At 65.8% G+C, this 20,242-nt stretch carries 22 protein-coding genes; 16 read left to right on the top strand and 6 right to left on the bottom strand.

Annotated features, from left to right (window positions below; genetic code table 11):
• Positions 1 to 7: 7 nt before the first annotated feature.
• The gene (locus ROZ37_RS16300) at positions 8 to 835 is read right to left on the bottom strand and encodes a flagellin (protein ID WP_312660903.1); all 828 of its coding nucleotides are present in this window, start codon (positions 833 to 835) and stop codon (positions 8 to 10) included.
• Positions 836 to 943: 108 nt separating this feature from the next.
• Positions 944 to 1,459 carry a PilZ domain-containing protein gene (locus ROZ37_RS16295; protein ID WP_312660902.1) on the bottom strand — a complete coding sequence of 172 codons (516 nt, stop codon included), beginning with the start codon at positions 1,457 to 1,459 and terminating at the stop codon, positions 944 to 946.
• A gap of 238 nt (positions 1,460 to 1,697) precedes the next feature.
• Here ROZ37_RS16295 and ROZ37_RS16290 point away from each other — a divergent pair, with 238 nt between their 5' ends.
• The 3 genes from ROZ37_RS16290 to ROZ37_RS16280 are packed head-to-tail and all read left to right on the top strand — an operon-like array spanning position 1,698 to position 4,803.
• Entirely contained in the window at positions 1,698 to 3,596 is a 1,899-nt protein-coding gene (locus tag ROZ37_RS16290; protein WP_312660900.1) for a DUF294 nucleotidyltransferase-like domain-containing protein, read from the top strand.
• Positions 3,593 to 4,237 (top strand): 3'-5' exonuclease, encoded by a 645-nt coding sequence (locus ROZ37_RS16285; protein WP_312660898.1) that lies wholly within the window; start codon positions 3,593 to 3,595, stop codon positions 4,235 to 4,237. The genes ROZ37_RS16290 and ROZ37_RS16285 overlap by 4 nt, the downstream gene beginning before the upstream one ends.
• Positions 4,234 to 4,803 (top strand): C40 family peptidase, encoded by a 570-nt coding sequence (locus ROZ37_RS16280; RefSeq protein WP_312660896.1) that lies wholly within the window; start codon positions 4,234 to 4,236, stop codon positions 4,801 to 4,803. The genes ROZ37_RS16285 and ROZ37_RS16280 overlap by 4 nt, the downstream gene beginning before the upstream one ends.
• Before the next feature lie 49 nt (positions 4,804 to 4,852).
• On the opposite strand, the gene ROZ37_RS16275 is transcribed toward ROZ37_RS16280, so the two are convergent.
• Positions 4,853 to 5,731: an alpha/beta hydrolase gene (locus ROZ37_RS16275; RefSeq protein WP_312660894.1), complete on the bottom strand. Its 879-nt coding sequence runs from the start codon at positions 5,729 to 5,731 to the stop codon at positions 4,853 to 4,855.
• 48 nt (positions 5,732 to 5,779) lie between these two features.
• Positions 5,780 to 6,109, bottom strand: a complete 330-nt coding sequence (locus ROZ37_RS16270) for a DUF2325 domain-containing protein (protein WP_312660892.1) — start codon at positions 6,107 to 6,109, stop codon at positions 5,780 to 5,782.
• Between the two features lie 121 nt (positions 6,110 to 6,230).
• Between ROZ37_RS16270 and ROZ37_RS16265 the strand changes: the two genes are divergently transcribed.
• Positions 6,231 to 7,250 carry a Fe(3+) ABC transporter substrate-binding protein gene (locus ROZ37_RS16265; protein WP_312660891.1) on the top strand — a complete coding sequence of 340 codons (1,020 nt, stop codon included), beginning with the start codon at positions 6,231 to 6,233 and terminating at the stop codon, positions 7,248 to 7,250.
• Positions 7,251 to 7,883: 633 nt separating this feature from the next.
• Here the strand turns inward: ROZ37_RS16265 and ROZ37_RS16260 are convergent.
• Together ROZ37_RS16260 and ROZ37_RS16255 are read right to left on the bottom strand one after the other, a co-directional pair.
• Positions 7,884 to 8,195: a hypothetical protein gene (locus ROZ37_RS16260; protein ID WP_312660890.1), complete on the bottom strand. Its 312-nt coding sequence runs from the start codon at positions 8,193 to 8,195 to the stop codon at positions 7,884 to 7,886.
• Between the two features lie 47 nt (positions 8,196 to 8,242).
• Positions 8,243 to 9,925 (bottom strand): iron ABC transporter permease, encoded by a 1,683-nt coding sequence (locus ROZ37_RS16255; protein ID WP_312660889.1) that lies wholly within the window; start codon positions 9,923 to 9,925, stop codon positions 8,243 to 8,245.
• 128 nt (positions 9,926 to 10,053) lie between these two features.
• Between ROZ37_RS16255 and ROZ37_RS16250 the strand changes: the two genes are divergently transcribed.
• The 12 genes from ROZ37_RS16250 to ROZ37_RS16195 all read left to right on the top strand — a co-directional run bounded on the left by ROZ37_RS16250 (position 10,054) and on the right by ROZ37_RS16195 (position 20,223).
• Positions 10,054 to 11,172 (top strand): ABC transporter ATP-binding protein, encoded by a 1,119-nt coding sequence (locus tag ROZ37_RS16250; RefSeq protein WP_312660887.1) that lies wholly within the window; start codon positions 10,054 to 10,056, stop codon positions 11,170 to 11,172.
• Positions 11,169 to 11,867, top strand: coding sequence for a leucyl/phenylalanyl-tRNA--protein transferase (aat, locus tag ROZ37_RS16245; protein WP_312660885.1), 699 nt, complete (start codon positions 11,169 to 11,171; stop codon positions 11,865 to 11,867). Before ROZ37_RS16250 ends, aat begins: the two co-directional genes overlap by 4 nt.
• 22 nt (positions 11,868 to 11,889) lie before the next feature.
• Positions 11,890 to 12,630, top strand: a complete 741-nt coding sequence (locus ROZ37_RS16240) for an arginyltransferase (protein WP_312660884.1) — start codon at positions 11,890 to 11,892, stop codon at positions 12,628 to 12,630.
• A gap of 92 nt (positions 12,631 to 12,722) precedes the next feature.
• Positions 12,723 to 13,778, top strand: coding sequence for a quinone-dependent dihydroorotate dehydrogenase (locus tag ROZ37_RS16235; protein ID WP_312660883.1), 1,056 nt, complete (start codon positions 12,723 to 12,725; stop codon positions 13,776 to 13,778).
• Positions 13,779 to 13,881: 103 nt separating this feature from the next.
• Positions 13,882 to 14,466 (top strand): electron transport complex subunit RsxA, encoded by a 585-nt coding sequence (rsxA, locus tag ROZ37_RS16230; protein ID WP_312660880.1) that lies wholly within the window; start codon positions 13,882 to 13,884, stop codon positions 14,464 to 14,466.
• A gap of 92 nt (positions 14,467 to 14,558) precedes the next feature.
• Entirely contained in the window at positions 14,559 to 15,110 is a 552-nt protein-coding gene (gene rsxB / locus ROZ37_RS16225; RefSeq protein WP_312660878.1) for an electron transport complex subunit RsxB, read from the top strand.
• Complete coding sequence (gene rsxC / locus ROZ37_RS16220; RefSeq protein WP_312660876.1) at positions 15,107 to 16,750, top strand: electron transport complex subunit RsxC; 1,644 nt, start codon at positions 15,107 to 15,109, stop codon at positions 16,748 to 16,750. Before rsxB ends, rsxC begins: the two co-directional genes overlap by 4 nt.
• Position 16,751: 1 nt before the next feature.
• Positions 16,752 to 17,759, top strand: a complete 1,008-nt coding sequence (locus tag ROZ37_RS16215; protein WP_312660874.1) for an RnfABCDGE type electron transport complex subunit D — start codon at positions 16,752 to 16,754, stop codon at positions 17,757 to 17,759.
• Complete coding sequence (locus ROZ37_RS16210; protein WP_312660872.1) at positions 17,759 to 18,421, top strand: RnfABCDGE type electron transport complex subunit G; 663 nt, start codon at positions 17,759 to 17,761, stop codon at positions 18,419 to 18,421. Before ROZ37_RS16215 ends, ROZ37_RS16210 begins: the two co-directional genes overlap by 1 nt.
• A 15-nt stretch (positions 18,422 to 18,436) precedes the next feature.
• Positions 18,437 to 19,135, top strand: a complete 699-nt coding sequence (locus tag ROZ37_RS16205; RefSeq protein WP_312660870.1) for an electron transport complex subunit E — start codon at positions 18,437 to 18,439, stop codon at positions 19,133 to 19,135.
• A 9-nt stretch (positions 19,136 to 19,144) separates the two neighbouring features.
• On the top strand, positions 19,145 to 19,777 hold the full coding sequence (nth, locus tag ROZ37_RS16200) for an endonuclease III (protein ID WP_312660868.1): 633 nt from the start codon (positions 19,145 to 19,147) through the stop codon (positions 19,775 to 19,777).
• Between the two features lie 14 nt (positions 19,778 to 19,791).
• Positions 19,792 to 20,223 carry a DUF1841 family protein gene (locus tag ROZ37_RS16195; protein ID WP_312660866.1) on the top strand — a complete coding sequence of 144 codons (432 nt, stop codon included), beginning with the start codon at positions 19,792 to 19,794 and terminating at the stop codon, positions 20,221 to 20,223.
• The last annotated feature ends 19 nt before the right edge of the window (positions 20,224 to 20,242 follow it).

Below are 20,242 nucleotides of genomic sequence, written 5' to 3'. Positions count from 1 at the left end.
GGCGGAATTACTGCATCAGCGACATCACGAGCTGCGACATGCTGCCCGACTGCTTCAGCATCGACGTGCTCGCCTGCATCAGCATCTGCTTCGTCGTCATGTTTGCCGTCTCGGAAGCGTAATCGACGTCCATGATGCGGCCCTTCGCCTGCTCGGTGTTCGTGCGGATGTTCGCGAGGTTGTTATAGACGTGGTCGAGGCGGTTGGCGCCGGAACCGAGCTTCGAACGCAGCGTGCCGATGGCGTCGACAGTCGTCTCGGCCAGGGTGATCGCCGCATTGGCGGCCGCGTCGAGGTCGCCGCCCTTCAGCGCGGTGATCGCGGTGTCGAGGGCGCCCAGCTGAGTCGACGCGTCGAACGCGTAGGTTTCCACGGCGGCCGAGCCGATTTGGAAATTCACGGCAGCGGCGAGCTTGCCTCCCGTCAGCAGGACTTGGCCACCGAACTTCGTGTTGGTCATGATGTTCGTGATCTCGTTGCCGAGCTCGGTGAACTCGGCTTCGAGCGCGGTGCGGTCCGACGCGCTGGTCGTGCCGTTCGCGGCCTCGGTCGCGAGATCCTTCATCCGCAGCACCATGTTCGACACTTCGTTCAGCGCGCCTTCCGCGGTCTGCAACATCGAGATGCCGTTCTGCGTGTTGCGCTGTGCAACCGCCATGCCGCGGCTCTGCGCGTTCAGGCGCGTCGCGATCTGCAGGCCGGCCGCGTCGTCCATCGCCGAGTTGATGCGGAAGCCGGTGCCGAGGCGGGACATCGACGTCGTCAGCGCCTTCTGCGTGCCGCCGAGGGCGTTCTGGGTCGAGAGGGCGGCTGCGTTGGTGTGCAGGCTAAGCATTTGTACTACTCCTGTAGGTTGATGCATTGCGGCCGGTTTCGGTGGCCTCAACCGTACAGGGCGACGCGTGTGTGCACCGACTTAAGCGCGTTCGAAAATTTTTTCGGATCACTTCAGCGGGCGCCCGCCGCCGAGCTCGGCGAGCACCGCCTCGAGCGCCGCCTTCGCATCGACGTCGAGCGGCTCGAATCGGCAGCCGACGTGGAGCTGCTCGCCGCCGAGGAAGCTTTTGACCTTGCGCGTTCCGCGCACTTCGAGGTCGGCGACGAAGCGGTGCTCGCCGCGCTCGACGGTCGCTTGCGCGAGCTTCATGCCCGGCGTCAGCAGCGCGAACTCGCCGCGCGGCAGCCAGAAGCTGACACCGCCGAGCGACAGGTCGTGGATCGGCGCGTCGTACGGCTTGCCGCGCACCGAGAAGCGCACCGTGTCCTGCTGCCCCAGCGGCGCTTCGACACGGACCGTTGCCCGTCGATTCTCGGCCGGAGTAGGCGACGACTCCGGCGCGGATGCGACCGGCGTCGCAGCCGCCCTCTGCGGCACGCACTCGTCCTCGTCGTCGCCGAGCAGTCTCGACCACCATGACGCTTTTTTTGGGGAGACGCCTCCGGAAATGCCGTCTTTCATCTTCGACTCTCGCTGAAATTCCGGCGCGGGCAGGACGCGCACCGGCGGCCGAGTTGCCTGCTTCGGCGGAGCGGAATGTGCCCGACTGACCGCATCGAAGCAAGGTCCCGCGCCCGGCGCCAGTGGAAACGGTCTCCCTACGCACCGTTCGGCGCTAAAAAGCCCGCGCCGGGCGACTGGGATCCCCAGTTCTCGGTAGCACGCCTATAATGCGGCAATTTTTTCGACCAGACCGCCGATGTCCGTAACCGCGCCCGGGATGCTCGTCGGAGCCAGCTTGGATTTTCTCAAGCGCTTCTCGCCGTTCAACGGCATGGAGCCGGACGCGCTCGAATTCCTCGCGGAGCACGTAGCCCTCGCCTTTCATGCGAAAGGCAGCGAAATCCTGACGCCTGAAACCGGCCAGCCAAAGTATTTCCACATCGTCCAGCGCGGCAAGGTGCAGGCGCGCCAGTACGGTCCGGCGAGCGTCACCAACTACACGATGTTGACGCTCGGCCCGGGCGAATGCTTCCCGATCGGCGCGCTTTCGGCGCAGCGGCCATCGACGAACGCCTACGTCGCGGTCGAAGACAGCTTCGTCTACCAGTTGCCGGCCGAAAATTTCGTCGAGCTCATGCAGATGAGCCCGGTGTTCCATGTCTTCTGCACGCGTTACATCGCCAGCCTGCTGAATCAATCGCGACAGCAGCTGCAAGCCACATTTTCGCAGCGCGCCGCCGAGCAGCAGACGATGACCACGCCGCTGGGCCAGCTCGTGAAGAAGGCACCGGTTTTCGTTGCCCCCGAGGCGACGATCCGCTCGGCCTGCGAGCGGATGGCGGAAATGCGGGTGGGCTGCATCGTCGTCGCCGACGCCGAGCAGCGGCCGGTCGGCATCCTGACGCAAAGCGACCTGCTCCCGCGCGTCGTGCTGCCGCAAATCGACCTGCAGCGCCCGATCGGTGAGGTCATGACGCACGGACCGCATGCGATGCCGGCATCCGCATCGGCTTACGACGCGGCGCTCGAAATGGCCACGCACGGCGTGCGCCACCTGCTCGTCACCGACAGCGACGGCAAACTCGCCGGCGTCGTCTCCGAGCGCGATCTCTTCACGCTGCAACGGATCGGTCTGCAGCAGGTGCGCGCGAGCATCGAGGGCGCCGAGGAAATCGATTCGCTGCAGCGGGCAAGCCGCGACATCCGGCAGCTCGCGTTGAATCTCATCGCGCAGGGCGTCGGCGCCGAGCAGCTGACCCTGTTCATTTCCGCGCTCAACGACGCGCTGACGCGGCGCGTCATCGAACTCGCCGTCGCACGCCACGACATCTACGGCATCCGCTATGCGTGGCTCGCGTTCGGCTCCGAAGGGCGACACGAACAGACGCTGTCTTCCGACCAGGACAACGGCCTGATTTACGAATGCGCGCAGGGGACGGACCAGGAGGCGCTGAAGCGGCGGCTCCTTGCGTTCGCGAAGGAAATCAACGACAACCTCGCCGCCTGCGGTTTTCCGCTGTGCCGGGGAAACATCATGGCGAGCAATCCGGATCTGTGCCTGACGCTCGACGAGTGGAAAGGCCGGTTCGGCGACTGGATCCGCGAGCCCGACCCACAGGCCCTGCTCAACGCGACGATCTTCTTCGACTACCGCGTACTGTGCGGCGACGAGCGCCTCGGCGACCAGTTGCGCGTCTGGCTCAATCGCGTCGTGAAGGGTAATGCGACTTTCCTGCGGATGATGGCCGCCAATGCGCTCGACGTCCCGCCGCCGCTCGGCCGCATCCGCGACTTCGTCGTCGAGGACGACGGCACGGTGGACCTGAAGAAATCCGGCGCGCGCCTCTTCGTCGACGTCGCGCGCATCCAGGCGCTGCGCACCGGCATCGCGTCGAGCAGCACCGTGCAGCGGCTGCGCCAGGCCGGCGCAAAACTCGGCATCCAGCCCGACGAAACGGCGGCGCTGATCGACGGCTTCCATTTCATCCAGCTGTTGCGCCTGCGCGCGCAACACCTCGACACCGAGCACGACGCCCCGGGCGACAACCGGATCGACCCCGACGAACTCAACGAACTCGACCGGCGCATCCTGAAGGAAGCGTTCCGACAGGCACGCAAGCTCCAGTTGCGTTTGAAACTGGACTATCAGCTGTGAGCTGGCTGACACGCCTTCTCGCGACGCGAAACGAACCCGACGCGCTCGATCCTGCGCTGCGCGAAGCGCTCGCGCACTGGCGGGCGCTGCCGACGCCCAGCCCCGGCCTGCAGCATTTCGAATCGCGTTACGTCGTCGTCAATACCGAGGCGAGCGGGTTCGACCCCGACATCGACCATGTACTTGCCGTCGGGGCGGTCGCCATCGACGGTGGCCTGCTGTCGCCGCGGGAAAGCTTCTACGCAAAGCTCGACCCCGACCCCTCGACCGCACTCGCGAACCTGCTGACGTTCGCGGGGGCCGGCCCGGTCGTCGTGTATAACTCCGGCGTCAATAAGGACATGCTCGAACGCGCACTCGCGCAGCACCTCGCGGTCGAGCTCGAATGGCTCTGGATCGACCTGTACTGGCTTCTGCCGGCGCTTTACGGCGAGCGGATCGCCGGTCCGGCGCGCCTCGCCGACTGGATGAAGGCGTTCGGCATCGAAACCTTCCAGCGCCATCACGCCCTAGGCGATGCCTGGGCGATCGCCCAGCTGATGCTCGCCGCACAACCCCGGGCCGTCTCGCTCGGCCTGAACACCCCGCGCAGCCTTGCCGAGCTGGAACGCTCGCACCGCCACTTGAGGCCTCACGGATGACGTTTTCCCGCAGCACACTTACCGGCGCGACCTGCAACACGGTCCGTTTCGCCGCATTCGCCACCGCCCTTTTCCTCGCCGCCGTCCCGCCGCTCAATGCGTCGGAAAGCCTCCAGCAACCGGAAAGCGACGAAAGCCACCTGCTCGAACGCTACGGCACCGCGGCGCAGGATCTGGTCAACCAGGGCATGGAGTATCTCGGCATCCGTTACCGCTTCGGCGGCAATTCGCCCGAGACCGGGCTCGACTGCAGCGGTCTGGTGCAGAACGTGTTCCGCAACGCGCTCGGGCTCGACCTCCCGCGCACCGCGCGCGACATGGCCCGGCTCGGCGACAAGGTCGGAATGGACGACCTGAAGCCGGGGGATCTGGTGTTCTTCAACACGATGCGTCGCGCCTTCTCGCACGTCGGCATCTATATGGGTGAAGGCCGCTTCCTGCACGCGCCGTCCCGGGGCGGCAAGGTGCGCATCGAGGAAATGGACACCGCGTACTGGACCAAGCGCTTCAACGGCGCCCGCAGACTGCTGCCCGAGGCCGAAGCGACCTTGCCGGCGCTGCCGTAAATCCGCTTTCTGTCCGTCCGGCGCGCAAAGACTGCGGGTCGGGCGGAAATCAGTCGCGCGACAGAAACTCCTCGAGGGCCGCCGCGACCTGCTCCGGCTGATCGTGTTGGATGTTGTGCCCGGCATCGCGGATCGTGACGACACGCGCCTGTGCGAAACACTCCAGCCGCCGTTGACACTCCCCCGGGATGCTGTCAAATCGGTCGTGGATGTAGCCGCGATCGGCGATCAGCATCAGCGCCGGCGCCTCGATCGCGCGCCAGCACGCCATGGCTTCGTCGAGCCGGTACGGCTTCGCCGATCGCACCTTGTGCCACGGGTCCGCCGCGATCTCGACTTGTCCGTCGTCGCGCCGACGACCGATATTTCGCGCGAGGAAGTCCGCGCGCTCCTGCGACAGGCGCGGATTCGCCTGCATGAGCCGGCGAGCGAACGCGTCGTGGTCGGGATACGCCCGGCGTCCCGGGCCGTGCGCGACCCCGTCGAGCCATTTCCGCAATTGCGCCGGCGCGTCGGCGGCGTCCGCTTCGGGCAACCCGAGAAAGTCGAGCAGCACGACCTGCGACACCCGCTCCGGACGCACCGACGCATAAATGCTCGCGATGTTCGCACCCATGCTGTGGCCGACGAGGCGCGCCGGGCGATCGGACGAATAGTGGGCCAGTAGCGCGTCGAGATCGCCGTAATAGTCGGCAAACTGATACGTCGTTCCGAGCCATTGCGTCGCCCCGAAGCCGCGCCAGTCCGGCGCGATCACGTGCCATTCCCGCTCGAGCGCATCGACGACGAACTGGAACGTTGCCGAGCTATCCATCCAGCCGTGGAAAAAGAACACCGGCGGCGCGTCGGGCTCGCCCCAGTGTCGTACGTTGTAGCGCAGCCCGCGCACATCGAGCTGCTCGCATCGCGATTCGAGGTACTGTTTCATGCGACTAATGGTAGCAGCAGCCTCGCGAATCGCAGGCCTCCGCCCTCTTCACTTCTTCCGGCATGCCCCCACGCAGCCCGCGCAGTCGTCGCGGCTGATCTTGCGACCCAGCGCCTGCTGAAGGGCGCAGACCGAGCGACGGCAGCAGACGAGCATCACGCCCTCGCGGCTGGCTGCGTCGCGAAAGCGCTGCATGACGTTGTGCCCAAGGAAGTCGGTGAACAGGATCACGAGCTGGATCCCGGCCGGGAGCGCCGCACCCCGGCGCTGGTGCGAACTGTCGCGGCCGCTCACATGCGCGGCGATGCTGATTCCGAAGCCGGCCAACACATCGGGAATGTTGCCGAGGCGGTCGGCGCCGACGATCAGGGCGTTCATGAAAATCTCCTTATTGCGAATCGTTCGCATCCATGATGAAGCCAATACGAATCGATTGCAACTGCGAATTGTTATCGTTAGTATGCCGCCATGACCAACCACACCTGAAAGGCATCACGTCATGAAGAAGAGCATCATTGCCTCCGCCCTGATCGGCCTCGGTCTTTCTGCCCTGCACGTCCAAGCCGCGGACAACGAATTGAACCTCTATTCGGCGCGCCACTACCAGACGGACGAGGCGCTGTATTCGAACTTCACGAAGCAGACGGGGATCAAGATCAACCGCATCGAGGCGAAGGAAGACGAGCTGCTCGAACGCATCCGCAACGAAGGCGCAAACAGCCCGGCGGACGTCTTCATCACGGTCGATGCGTCGCGCCTCGCAAAGGCCGACGAAATGGGAATTTTCGCGCCGGTGAAGTCCAAGGTGCTCGAAGAGCGGATCCCCAGTCACCTGCGCACCGACAACTGGTATTCCTATTCGACGCGCGCACGCCTGATCGTCTACAACAAGGACACCGTGAAACCCGAGCAGGTCCAGACCTACGAAAGCCTCGCGGACCCGGCGCTTAAGGGCAAGGTGTGCACGCGCTCGGGCAGCCACCCGTACAACATCTCGCTCGGCGCGGCGATGATCAATCACGACGGCGTCGAAGCCACCGAAAAGTGGGCCCGCGATCTCGTCGCGAACTTCGCGCGCGCGCCGAAGGGCGGCGACACCGATCAGATCAAGGCCGTCGCCGCGGGCGAATGCGGCGTCGCGATCGCGAACAGCTACTACCTCGCCCGCCTGATGAATTCGACGAAGGACGAAGACAAGGCCGTCGTCGCGAAGATCGGGGCGGTGTGGCCGAACCAGAAAACCTGGGGCACGCACATCAACGTATCGGGCGCGGGCATGCTGAAGAGCGCGCCGAACAAGGGTGCGGCGGTCAAGTTCCTCGAGTACCTCGCGTCCGACGACGCGCAGAAGTACTTCGCGAACGGCAACAACGAATGGCCGGTGGTCGAGAGCGTCAAGGTGTCGAACCCCGCCCTGGACAAGCTCGGCGAGTTCAAGGCCGACACGCAGCCGATCGGCAACCTCGCGAAGAGCGCCGCCGAAGCCCAGCGGGTGTTCGACCGCGCCGGTTTCCGCTGATCAGCGCGAGCGGCAAACGACAAGCCGCCTTCGGGCGGCTTTTTTCGTTTCGAATTCGTTTGGTGGCCGCGCGGGCGACAGGAGTACGGACCGGAAGTAATTAGCGCTAGGGCCGCCTTTGCGGAGTGGCCGCGGAACAGCAGTCACGGCGACTGGACGTGAGACGCGCGCTCCGCCGCGTTGCTAGTCTCTTATTGCTCAGCCGGCGGCTTCGGCGGGCGCTTGCGGAATTTTCGTGCCGGCTTTCGCGGCTGCCCGTCTTCCGCTGGTTTCGCCTGAGCGGAGGCGGGTTTCGGCGTACCGCCGGAAGGTCTCGGCGGACGGTCGGTTCTCGGGCCGCGCGGCGACTTGCGCTGCGCTCCGCTCGGCGTCTGGCCCGTGCGACGCACGACCGGATCCGGCGCCCCGGCGCGATTGCCCGGGGCGAGCGAGATTTCGAGTTCGTTGAGTTCGTCCCACTCGGCGTCGGTGCGCTGACTGTCCGGGATGGCCAGCAGCTCCTGCAGGCGACGACGCGGGGATATCGGTTGCGGGGAATTCATCGCGGCATTATCCCATTGTTCGGGCTTTTCCTGCCATTCGATCTGCTCACAGGGCGACGATGCGGAAGAACGTCCCGCACGCTCCGTTTTTTCAGTTCGACAAACGGCGCGTGACGCGGTGCTCGATCGAGCCGGACGCGGCGATCTCGGTCGCGCCGGCCTCCTGCGCCTGCCTGAAGGTATCGCTGTCCATCTGCGCTCCGAAGGCGATGATGTCGACCTGCGGATGCACCTCGCGCAGCTCGCGAATCTGTTCAAGGGCCCGACTGTTGGCGAGGTCGACCACGATGCAATCGGGCACTTCGGCGGAGTTCCGCTTCAGCATCGTCACGCCGACGGCCTTCCAGGCCGACTCGAGTCGCATCCGGTTCATCAGGTCGTGGCACCACAGCAGGATCTTCATGTCAGCTTTCCGATACTTGGATTCCCATCAGTTTAACCCGGCACCGCCTACACATCCGCCTCTTCGTACGTTCTGCGTCGCCCGCGCACGATCTGGCGGGAAATGACGAACATCGGCAGCAGGCCGACGACGACGATCGTAAGCGCGGCGGTCGAGGCTTCGGCGAGCCGCTCGTCCGACGCGAGCGTATATGCCTGCGTAGCCAGCGTGTCGAAGTTGAACGGCCGGATCACGAGCGTCGCCGGCAGCTCCTTCATGACGTCGACAAAAACGAGCAGTCCCGCGGTGAGTAGACTGCCGCGCAGGATCGGCACGTGGACACGGCGCAAGGTTCCCCAGGTGCCGAGACCGAGACAGCGCGAGGCATCGTCCATGCTCGACGTGATCTTGCCCAGGCTCGAATCGACGGTGTGCAGCGCAACTGCGAGGAAGCGGCTGAGGTAGGCATACACCAGAGCCGCGATGCCGCCGGTCAGTATCAGCCCCGGATTGACGCCGAACGCTTCCTGCCACACCGAAGCGAGGTACGCGTCGAGCCGGGTCACCGGAATCAGCACGCCGACCGCGATGACCGAGCCGGGGACGGCGTAGCCGAGTCCGACCACACGATTGAGCGCCGGCGGCAGCCGCGAGCGGGCGAGGCGCGCCGCATAGGCGAGGATCAGCGCGAGCGCGACCGCCAGCACCGCGGTGACCGAAGCGAGCACGAAGCTGTTCCGCGCGAGATCGACGAACCGCGCACCGAACTGCGCGTCGCCCTCGTTGAACGCCATCTCGAGCAACAGGCCGGCCGGCAGCAGGAATCCGAGCAACAGCGGCATGAAGCACGCAAGCGCGGCGACCAAGCCCGCGAGCGGGGACAGCCGGATCCGCACGGGTTCGCGCTGCTGACGCGACGTGTTGTTGAAACGCGCGCGGCCGCGGCTCGCATGTTCGAGCACCAGCACGATCACGACGAACGCGAGCAGTGCGGCCGACAACTGGGCCGCGGCGATCCGGTCGCCGAGCGAGAACCACGCGCGGTAGATGCCGGTCGTGAAGGTCTGGACGCCGAAATACGCGACCGTGCCGAAGTCGGCGAGCGTCTCCATCAGCGCGAGTGCGCTGCCGGCGACGAGCGCAGGCCGCGCGAGCGGGAGCGAAACCTTGAAGAAGCAGCGCCAGGGGCCGAGACCGAGTGACCGTCCGGCTTCCAGCATCCCGCCGGCGCGCTCGAGGAAGGCGGTGCGCGCGAGCAGGTAGACGTACGGATAGAGCACGAACATGAACATCGCCACCGCGCCGCCGACCGTGCGCACGTCCGGAAACCAGTAGTCGCCGGCGCGCCACCCGAAGGTCTCCCGCAGCCAGCTCTGCACCGGCCCGACGAACTGGAGGAAATCCGTATACACGTAGGCCATCACGTAAGCCGGAACTGCGAGCGGGAGGACCAGCGCCCACTGGAAGAATCGTCGGCCGGGGAAGTCGAGCATCGTCGTGAGCCACGCGGTCGTGATACCGATGCTCGACACGCCCAGGCCGACGCCGATGCAGAGGATCACCGTGTTGCGGATGAACTCCGGCAAGACCGTGTCGGCGAGGTGTTCCCACGTGCCCGACGTGCCGCCGACGAAAACGTTCGAGAACACCGAGATCACCGGCATCGCGATCAGCATGGCGATCACCAGTGCGCCGAGCGTCAACGACGAGCCGTCGCGCCCGAGCGGGTGCTTCCCCCCTTTCTCTTTCATCTCACTCCCGGTATTTCGTACCGCCGGACCCCTTCCGCGCGGCAAAGCGGCGCAAATTATAATTGATCGCATTTGGATTGCCCGAGTGCAATAATCGGCCTTTCCGAATACGTCCGCACCGACTCGTCATGTCCCTTCTCGAACTCGTCGACATCGATCTCGCATTCGGCCGAAATCGCGTCGTCCGCAAGCTCTCGTTGTGCCTCGAAGAGGGCGAGATCGGCTGCCTGCTCGGGCCGTCCGGCTGCGGCAAAACCACCGTCCTGCGGTGCATCGCGGGCTTCGAACCGGTCGCCGCCGGCGAGATCCGGCTCGACGGCCAGGTCGTCAGTGGTCACGGCAAGCATTTGCCGCCCGAGCGGCGTCGGATCGGGATGGTGTTCCAGGATTACGCGCTGTTTCCGCACCTGTCCGTCGCCGAGAACATCGGTTTCGGCCTGCGCGGACTCAATGCGACGCAAAAACGCGAACGCGTTGCCGAGCTGCTGCGCATCGTCGGCCTCGCCGACCAGGGCAACAAGTATCCGCACGAGATGTCGGGCGGCCAGCAGCAGCGGGTCGCCCTCGCCCGCGCGCTCGCGCCGCGTCCGCACTTGCTGCTGCTCGACGAGCCGTTCTCCAACCTCGACGTCGAACTGCGCGAGCGCCTGTCGCACGAAGTGCGCGACATCATCAAGGCCACGCGCACGACGGCGATCCTGGTCACGCACGACCAGAACGAAGCGTTCGCGGTCGCCGACGAAATCGGCATCATGAACGAAGGGCGAATCCAGCAATGGGACACGCCGTACAACCTCTACCATCGCCCCGCGAACCGCTTCGTCGCGGATTTCATCGGACAGGGGGTGTTCCTGCCGGGGCACGTCGTGAATGACGAGCAAGTGGAAGTCGAACTCGGCAGGCTGAACAGCGCGATCCCCGCGGAGTGCGGAATCGGCTGCAGCGAGTGCGCCCGCAACTGCCCCGTCGAGGTCCTGCTGCGGCCCGACGACATCGTCCACGACGACGCGAGCGACCTGAAGGCGGAAGTCGTGCACAAGGCATTCCGCGGCGCCGACATTCTGTACACGCTGCGGCTCGCCAGCGGCGCTCGCGTGCTATCCCTGGTGCCGAGCCACCACAACCACGCGATCGGCGAGAAGATCGGGATCCGGCTCGACGTCGACCATGTCGTGACCTTCCACGAGAACTCGGACGACGCCGCGCACGCTCAGCAGGATCAGCGGCTCACGCAGCCGGTGCAATGATCCCGTGGCTCGAAGGGCCGGGATTTCCGCCGGTCGAAAGCGCGTTGAGCGAGCCGAACGGCCTCCTGGCGGTCGGTGGCCAACTGTCCCCGGAGTGGCTGCTCGCCGCTTACCGGCGCGGCATCTTCCCGTGGTACAGCGCGGACCAGCCGATCCTGTGGTGGAGCCCCGACCCGCGCCTCGTTCTGTTTCCCCCGAAGATGCGGATCAGCCGTTCGCTGCGCAGGACCTTGCGCCAGGGCCGCTATGAAGTCCGCTTCGACACGGCTTTCCGCGACGTCGTCGCCAGTTGCGCCGCGCCCCGCGGGACCGACCCCGGCACGTGGATCACCGTCGAGATGCAGGAGGCCTACCAGCGCATGCACGAACTCGGATATGCGCACAGTGTCGAATCCTGGGCCGGCGACGAACTGGTCGGGGGGCTGTACGGAATCGCCCTCGGTCGGGCATTCTTCGGTGAGTCGATGTTCAGCCGCAGGTCCGACGCTTCGAAGGTCGCGCTCGCGCACCTCGCCCAGTACCTGAAGCAGCAGGATTTCGCGGTGATCGACTGCCAGATGACGACACCTCACCTGCTGTCGCTCGGCGCGGAGGAAATGAGCCGGCGCGATTTTTGCACCGGCCTCGCCTCATGGACACGAGAAGACCGGCCGCCCCAGCGCTGGACACAAGTCGGTGGGGCGGAGGTTTTTTGAAATAAATGATGACGGGCCGGCCATGCAGAAGGACTATCCCTACGCACTGATCCAGTTTTACGCCACCGCGCCTTACGCCTGTTCGTACCTTCCGGACCGGGTCGCCCGATCGCAGGTCGCCACGCCCGGCCACCTGATCGACACCCCCGTGTACAGCGAACTCGTCCGCAACGGCTTCCGCCGCAGCGGAATGTTCACCTACCGCCCGTACTGCGATCATTGCCGCGCCTGCGTGCCCGTACGGGTGCCGGTCAACCGCTTCGAAGCGGACCGCAGCCAGCGGCGCGCGTGGAATCAGCATCGGGACTTGCGAGCGAGCGAGCAGGAACTCGCGTATTCGGAAGAGCATTACGCGCTTTACCAGCGCTACCAGATGGCACGTCACGCCGGCGGCGGCATGGATCAGGACAACCGCGAGCAGTATTCGCACTTTCTGTTGCAGAGCCATGTCGACACCCGCCTCGTCGAGTTCCGCGAGGACGGCGTGTTGCGCATGGTCAGCGTGATCGACCGCCTCACCGACGGGCTTTCGAGCGTCTACACCTTCTACGACCCCGACGTCGAGCGCGCGAGCTACGGCACCTACGGCATCCTGTGGCAGATCGAAGTCTGCCGCCGCATGCAGCTGCCCTACCTTTACCTCGGATACTGGATCAAGGAGAGCCGCAAGATGGCCTACAAGGTCCGCTTCCATCCGCTCGAAGGCCGGGTGCGCGGGGAATGGCGCGAACTCGATCCGCTGAAGGACCGGGCGTCGGAGTAATAGCGGCGTTTTTCCGGCTCGGCGGGACGTTCGCGGGCCGAAACCGTGAAAACCGCGACGCGCCGCGGGTATTGAAGCGGTAAAATCCCGCGATGCTCTACGAAACCATCCGCCCGCTGCTGTTTTCGCTCGACCCGGAAACCGCGCACGAATTCTCCCTCGCGTCGCTCCATGTCCTCGGCCGTTTCCTTCCCGCCGGAAAGCCGGCCGAGTCGGATCCCGTGCAACTCATGGGCCTCAGCTTCCCGAACCGGATCGGCCTGGCAGCCGGCCTCGACAAGAACGGCGAAGCCATCGACGGGCTCGCCCGCTTCGGCTTCGGCTTCATCGAGATCGGCACCGTCACCCCGCGCCCGCAGCCGGGCAATCCGCGCCCCCGGATGTTCCGCCTGCCCGAAGTGCGGGGGATCATCAATCGCATGGGGTTCAACAATCACGGCGTGGAAGTGCTGGTCGCGAACGTGAAGGCGGCCAAATACCGCGGCATCCTCGGCATCAACATCGGCAAGAATTTCGATACGCCGATCGAGCAGGCCGCCGACGACTATCTCGCCTGCCTCGACAAGGTCTACCCGCTCGCGAGCTACGTCACGGTCAATATCTCCTCGCCGAACACGAAGAACCTGCGGCAACTGCAGGGCGAATCCGAGCTCGACGACCTGCTCGGCCGGTTGAAGGCGCGTCAGCAGCAGCTCACCGAGACGCACGGACGCTACGTGCCGCTCACGCTCAAGATCGCGCCGGACCTCGAACCGGAACAGGTGACCACAATCGCCGACGCGCTGCGTCGCCACCGCATCGACGGCGTGATCGCGACGAACACGACGATCTCGCGCGACAAGGTGCAGGGCGTCCGCTACGCGGAACAGCAGGGGGGGCTTTCGGGCGCGCCGGTGTTCGAAGCGTCGACTGCGGTCGTCGCGCAACTCGCACACGCGCTCGCCGGCGAACTGCCGATCATCGCCGCCGGCGGCGTCCTCGACGGGCGCGCCGCACGAGCGAAGCTCGACGCCGGGGCGGGACTCGTGCAGGTCTACAGCGGACTCATCTATCGCGGCCCGGGACTCGTCGGAGAATGCGTTCGCGCGACCGCCGATCACCGACATTCCGCGGCACCCCACCCTTCCGGACCGGCGCGAGCCGCCTGAAATCCCGGACGCGGCGCGAACAGGAATAAGTCTATAACCGCTTCAGGGTTGAGCGGCGGCAGCGCAGCGCGCGATAATCCCGCGATTCCATCCGGTCCCGATCATGAGCAGTTACATATTCATCGTCATCGGCGCAGTCCTGGTCAACAACGTCGTCTTCGTGCGCATCCTCGGACTGTGCCCCTTCATGGGCGTGTCCAAGAAGCTCGAGACGGCGATCGGCATGGGCGCCGCGACGACGTTCGTGCTCACGCTCGCGTCCGGCACGAGCTATCTGATCGACCACTACCTGCTGCAGCCGAACGACGTCGCATACCTGCGCACGCTGTCGTTCATCGTCGTCATCGCGGCGATCGTGCAGCTCACCGAGCTCATCATCCAGAAAACGAGCCCGCTGCTGCATCAGGTTCTCGGCATCTACCTGCCGCTGATCACGACGAACTGCGCCGTGCTCGGCGTGCCGCTGCTCAACGTCGCGCTCGACCACAACCTGCTCGAGTCGCTGCTGTTCGGTTTCGGCTCCTCGGTCGGCTTCACGCTCGCACTGGTCCTGTTCGCGGGCATCCGCGAGCGACTCGATGGCGCCGACGTTCCGGCGCCGTTCAAGGGCACCGCGATCGCGATGATCACCGCCGGATTCATGAGCCTCGCGTTCATGGGGTTCGCCGGTCTCGACCGGTTCCAGTAATTGCAGTTCCGTCCTCCGACTCCTGACATGGCCCAAGGCACGACCGAGGCGCTTCGCCTACGCTGCCCCGTCCCGCGAACGGACATCCCGAAATGTTGACCGCCCTCCTCGTCATGACCGGCATCGCCGTCGCGCTCGGCGCGGCACTCGGCTTTGCCTCGATCCGCTTCAAGGTCGAAGGCGACCCGCTGGTCGAGAAGATCGACGCGATCCTGCCGCAGACGCAATGCGGGCAATGCGGCTACCCGGGCTGCAAACCGTACGCGCAGGCGATCTCGAACGGCGAGGCGGACATCAACCAGTGCCCGCCGGGCGGCGAGGAAGGCATCCGCAAGCTAGCGGACCTGTTGGGGCGCGAATTCAAGCCGTTGTCCGAAGAACACGGCGCCGAAAAAGCGAAGTCGGTCGCGGCGATCAACGAGCAGAGCTGCATCGGCTGCACGTTGTGTATTCAGGCCTGTCCGGTCGACGCCATCGTTGGCGCGGCCAAGCAGATGCACACCGTGGTCACGCCACTGTGCACCGGCTGCGAGCTGTGCATCGCGCCGTGTCCGGTGGACTGCATCACGATGGTGCCGGTCGGGGAAACCATCGAAACCTGGAAATGGAAATACCCGGTGCACGAGCTGAGGTCCGCCGCATGATCGCCCGCCTGTTCAATTTCCGCGGCGGTGTGAAGCCGGATTCGCACAAAAACGAGTCCGCGACGACGCCGATTTTGCCCGTCGTGCTGCCGCCGCGTCTCGTGATCCCGCTGCGCCAGAGCGCCCGCTCCGCGGCGCGCTGCGTCGTCGAAGTCGGGCAGAAAGTCCGCAAGGGCGAGCGCATCGGCGAAGGCGAAGGCTTTCTCGGCACCGCGGTACACGCCTCGACGTCCGGCACGGTCGCCGAGATCGCGCCTCATCCGATGGCGCACGCTTCCGGCCTCGACACGCTGTCGGTCGTCATCGAACCGGATGGCGTCGACGAATGGATCGAGCACGGTCCCTTCGACCACCGCTCGGTTCCACGCGATGCGGCCCTGAAATATCTGCGCGACCAGGGCATCGTCGGCATGGGCGGCGCGACTTTCCCGACCCATGTCAAACTCGGCAGCGGACGCGGCATCGACACGCTCGTCATCAACGGCGCCGAATGCGAGCCGTGGATCACCTGCGATGACCGGCTGATGCGCGAGCGCGCGGCGGAAATCCTGTCCGGGGTCGCGATTCTGCGCGAGCTGATCGGCGCCGCCCGCGTGCTCGTCGGCATCGAGGACAACAAGCCGGAAGCGATCACCGCGATGCGCGATAGCGCGGCCAAGCTGTCCGAACCGATCGAGATCGTCCCCGTGCCGACGCTCTATCCGGCGGGCGGCGAAAAACAGCTGATCCGGGTGTTGACCGGTATCGAGATCGCACAAGGCAAACTCGGCATCGAGTTCGGCGTGCAGTGCTTCAACGTCGGCACCGCGTATGCGGTCCACCGCGCGATCCGGCACGGTGAGCCGCTCGTCTCGCGCGTCGTCACGCTGACCGGCAACGTCGAGCGCCCCGGCAACCACGAAGTCCTGATCGGCACGCCGGTCGACGCGCTTTTGCCGCTCGCCGGCCCGAAGCCCGGCACCGACCGCTACCTGATGGGCGGCCCGATGATGGGCATCGCGCTCGGCGATCTCTCGGTGCCAGCGACGAAAGGCAGCAACTGCATCATCGCGGCGTCACCCGCACTGTTCCCGCCGCCGCCGCCGGAACTTCCGTGCATCCGTTGCGGCTCGTGTGCGCGGGCCTGCCCCGCCAGTCTGCAGCCTTTCGAGCTGTACTGGTTTTCGCGCGCGAAGAACTTCGGCAAGGCGCAGGAATATCACCTCTTCGACTGCATCGAATGCGGCTGCTGCGCCTTCGTGTGCCCGTCGCATATCCCGCTCGTCGATTACTTCCGCTTCTCGAAGAGCGAGATCTGGGCGCGCGAGCGTGAAGTGACGGCGGCCGACCAGGCACGCGACCGCTTCGAGTTCCGCAACTTCCGCCAGGAGCGGGAGAAGGAAGAAAAGGCGGCGAGGCTCGCGGCGAAAGCCGCCGAAACGCGGGCGAAGCTGTCCGACACGGCCGAAAGCGGCGACACCGCGACGGCCGCCGCGGACGAAGACCCGAAAAAGGCATTGATCGCCGCGGCCCTTGCGCGTGCGAAACAGCAGAAGGCCGCAATCGCGGAATCGACCGCCCAGGCGAGCGGCGACGTGTCCGCGACGAGCGACGCGCGGCGCGACAAGGCGAAACTCGAAGGCAGCGACGCGACATCCTGACATGATCCACTCCCCCTACATCCGCAAGCCGGCGAGCGTCCAGAGCGTGATGCTCGCCGTGCTGCTCGCGCTGCTTCCCGGCATCGCCGCCTACGTCTGGCAGGTCGCCGAAGTCGTCGTCGTCAATCTGCTGATCGCGACCGTCACCGCGCTCGCGGCCGAAGCGCTGATGCTCGCGGCGCGCAGGCGTCCGATCGCGCCGGCACTGTCGGACCTGTCCGCGGTCGTCACCGCGTGGCTCGTCGTGCTGTGCTTTCCGCCGATCCTGCCGTGGTGGGTCACCGTGCTCGGCGTGCTGATTGCGATCGTCGCCGTCAAGCATCTGTACGGGGGGCTCGGACAAAATCCGTTCAACCCGGCGATGGTCGCGTACTGCGCGATGATCGTCGCGTTTCCGTCGCTGATGTCCCAGTGGCCGCCGGCCGGGCAACTCGACTTCCAGACACAGCTCGATCTCGTCCTTGGCAGCGCGCGCCAACTCGATGCGATTACCGGGGCGACGGCGCTCGATGCGATGCGCACGGGCCTTCGCGCTGGCGGGGCGAGCGTCGAAACCGTGCTGCAACAGGCCGGCGCCTTCGGTGCGGTCGGCGGGCGCGGTTGGGAGTGGCTCCCGCTCGGCTACCTCGCTGGCGGCCTGTATCTGCTCGCTCGCCGCATCGTCACCTGGCACATGCCGGTCGCATTCCTCGCGGCGCTGGCGCTGATCTCGACGGTGTTCTGGCTCGCGGACCCGGCTCAGTTCGCGCCGCCGTGGTTCCACCTCGCAACCGGGGGTGCGATGCTCGCCGCCTTCTTCATCGTCACCGATCCGATCACGGGCGCGACGACGCCGCGCGGCAAGCTGATCTTCGCGGCCGGCATTGCCGTGATCGCCTATCTGATCCGCGTGTTCGGCGCATTTCCCGAAGGGATCGCGTTCGCGGTGCTGCTGATGAACATCTGCGTGCCGGTGATCGACATGAAGACCCAGCCGCCGGTGTTCGGCCACCGCGGAGGACGGCCGTGATGAGCGCCCGCTACAGCGCCGCCCGGATTTCGCTGCGCACGGCCGGAATCATGGTGGTCTTCACGCTCGCGTTCACCGCGCTGATGTCGCAGACCTACCGCATGACCCGTCCGCAGATCGAAGCATCGGCCCAGGACGAGAAGATGCGGCTGATCAACGACGTGCTCCCGCCCGGAACTTACGACAACGTGCTCCTCGATGACTTCGTCACCGTGGGCCCGACCCCACAGCTCGGCCTCGATCGCGGCGGTCGCGTCTATCGCGCCCGCCTTGCCGGGGCTCCGGCTGCGTTGGTGCTGGAAGCGGCGGCACCCGACGGTTACGCGGGAAAGATTCAGCTCGTGATCGCGGTGGGCACCGACGGACGTCTCGGCGGCGTACGCGTGACCAGCCACAAGGAAACGCCGGGACTCGGCGACTACATCGATCCGAAGAAGGATCGCAACAAGAGCCAGCCCTGGATCGGCCAGTTCACGGGCGTCTCGCTCGGGGACGTCGCGCCGGCTCAGTGGAAGGTCAAGCGCGACGACGGCGTGTTCGGTTACCGCGTCGGCGCGACGATCAGCGCGCGGGCGGTGATCAACGCAACCGGGCGTGCGATTGAGTACGCAACGACGAACCGCGATACGTTGTTCGCGGCGCCGAACGGCGGCCGGATCTGACGGAAGAACCAGCAGATGAATCTCCAGACCTTTCGCGAGACCGCCTGGAACGGTCTCTGGAAGCAGAACACGGGCCTCGTGCAGCTGCTCGGCCTGTGCCCGATCCTCGCGGTCAGCACCAGCGTGGTGAACGCCGTCAGCCTCGGCCTCGCCACCGTCGTCGTCATGGCGGTATCGAACTTCGCGGTCGCGTCGTTGCGCAATTTCATCCCGTACGAAATCCGCATTCCGGTGTTCGTCCTGATCATCGCCGCGCTGACCACCGTCGTGGACCTCGCGTTCAACGCGTATCTGCACGACCTTTACCTCGTGCTCGGGATCTTCATTCCGCTGATCGTCACGAACTGCATCGTGCTCGCCCGCGTCGAGGCCTACGCGGCGAAGAACGACCCGGTATCGTCGACGGTTGACGGCATCATGATGGGCCTCGGGCTAGTCTGCGTGCTCGCGGTGCTCGGCGGCATTCGCGAACTCGTCGGCAACGGCACGCTCCTTTCCGGCATCGAGATGATCGTTCCCGGCACGTCTCCGATCCTCGTTTTCGGGGAAGACTATCCCGGCTTCCTGCTCGGCATCCTGCCGCCGGGCGCCTTCTTCGCGCTGGGCTGCCTGATCGCGCTGTCGAACTGGATGCGCAGCCGCGCCGGCGCCCGCAAGCCGACGCGCCCGGCCGCAGTCGTCGATGAACCCGCGGCCGCTTCCGCGCAGTCCTGACCAGTCCGGATGAAGCGCGACGCGATCCGCGAGTTCTTCCAACGGCTGGCCGAAGCGAACCCCGAACCGTCGACCGAGCTCGAATACGCGACGCCGTTCCAGTTGCTCGTCGCGGTCGTGCTGTCCGCACAAGCGACGGACAAGGGCGTGAATCTCGCGACACGCGGACTTTTCGCGGCCGCGCCGACGCCCGAGGCAATGCTGACGCTCGGCGAAGAAGGCGTCGCTGCGCATATCCGGACCATCGGCCTGTACCGCAACAAGGCGAGAAACACGGTCGCGTTGTCGCGCCTGTTGCTGGAACGGCACGGCGGCGAAGTCCCCCGCAGCCGTGCGGCACTCGAAGCGCTGCCCGGGGTCGGACGGAAAACGGCGAACGTCGTGCTGAACACCGTGTTCGGAGAACCGGTGATGGCGGTCGACACGCATATTTTCCGCGTCGCGAATCGCACCGGGCTTGCGCCGGGCAAGGACGTGCTCGCCGTCGAGAACGCGCTGATGCGCCGGGTGCCGAAGGAATACCTGACGAACGCCCACCACTGGCTGATTCTGCACGGCCGCTACGTCTGCGTCGCACGCAAGCCGAAATGCGGCGAATGCCGCGTGCGCGACCTGTGCGACTACCGCGACAAGACCGCCTAACTCAAGAGACTCGAATGTTCAACCCCTCACGCGACGAAGTCCGCAGCTTCTTCACCGGAAGCTGGCGCAAATACCGGGAAAAGGAAGTGCTCACGCCACTCGAGCACATGGCCGCCGATCTCGTGCTGCAACACCCCGAGTACCAGGCGCTGCTCGAAGACCCCGACTCGGTCGACCGCGACTTCCTGCCCGACGCCGGACAGATCAATCCCTTCCTGCACCTGGCGCTGCATCTGGCGGTCGAGGAGCAGCTTTCGATCGACCAGCCGCCGGGTCTGCGAGCGGCATTCGAGGCATCGCAGAACCGCCACGGCAATCGGCACGACGCGCTGCACGACGTGCTCGAATGCCTCGGTGAAACCCTGTTCGACGCGCAGCGGAACAATGCCCCTCCCGACGGAGCAGCATATGTCGCCTGCGTCATGCGGCGGGCTCGCTCCAGCTAACAGCGCAAGCCTGCCGCAG

The sequence above is a fragment of the Aromatoleum sp. genome (genome assembly GCF_032027225.1).
Classification (GTDB): Bacteria; Pseudomonadota; Gammaproteobacteria; order Burkholderiales; family Rhodocyclaceae; genus Aromatoleum.
The sequence above is the reverse complement of the archived record's forward strand: the minus strand, read 5'-3'. Positions and strand labels throughout refer to the sequence as shown.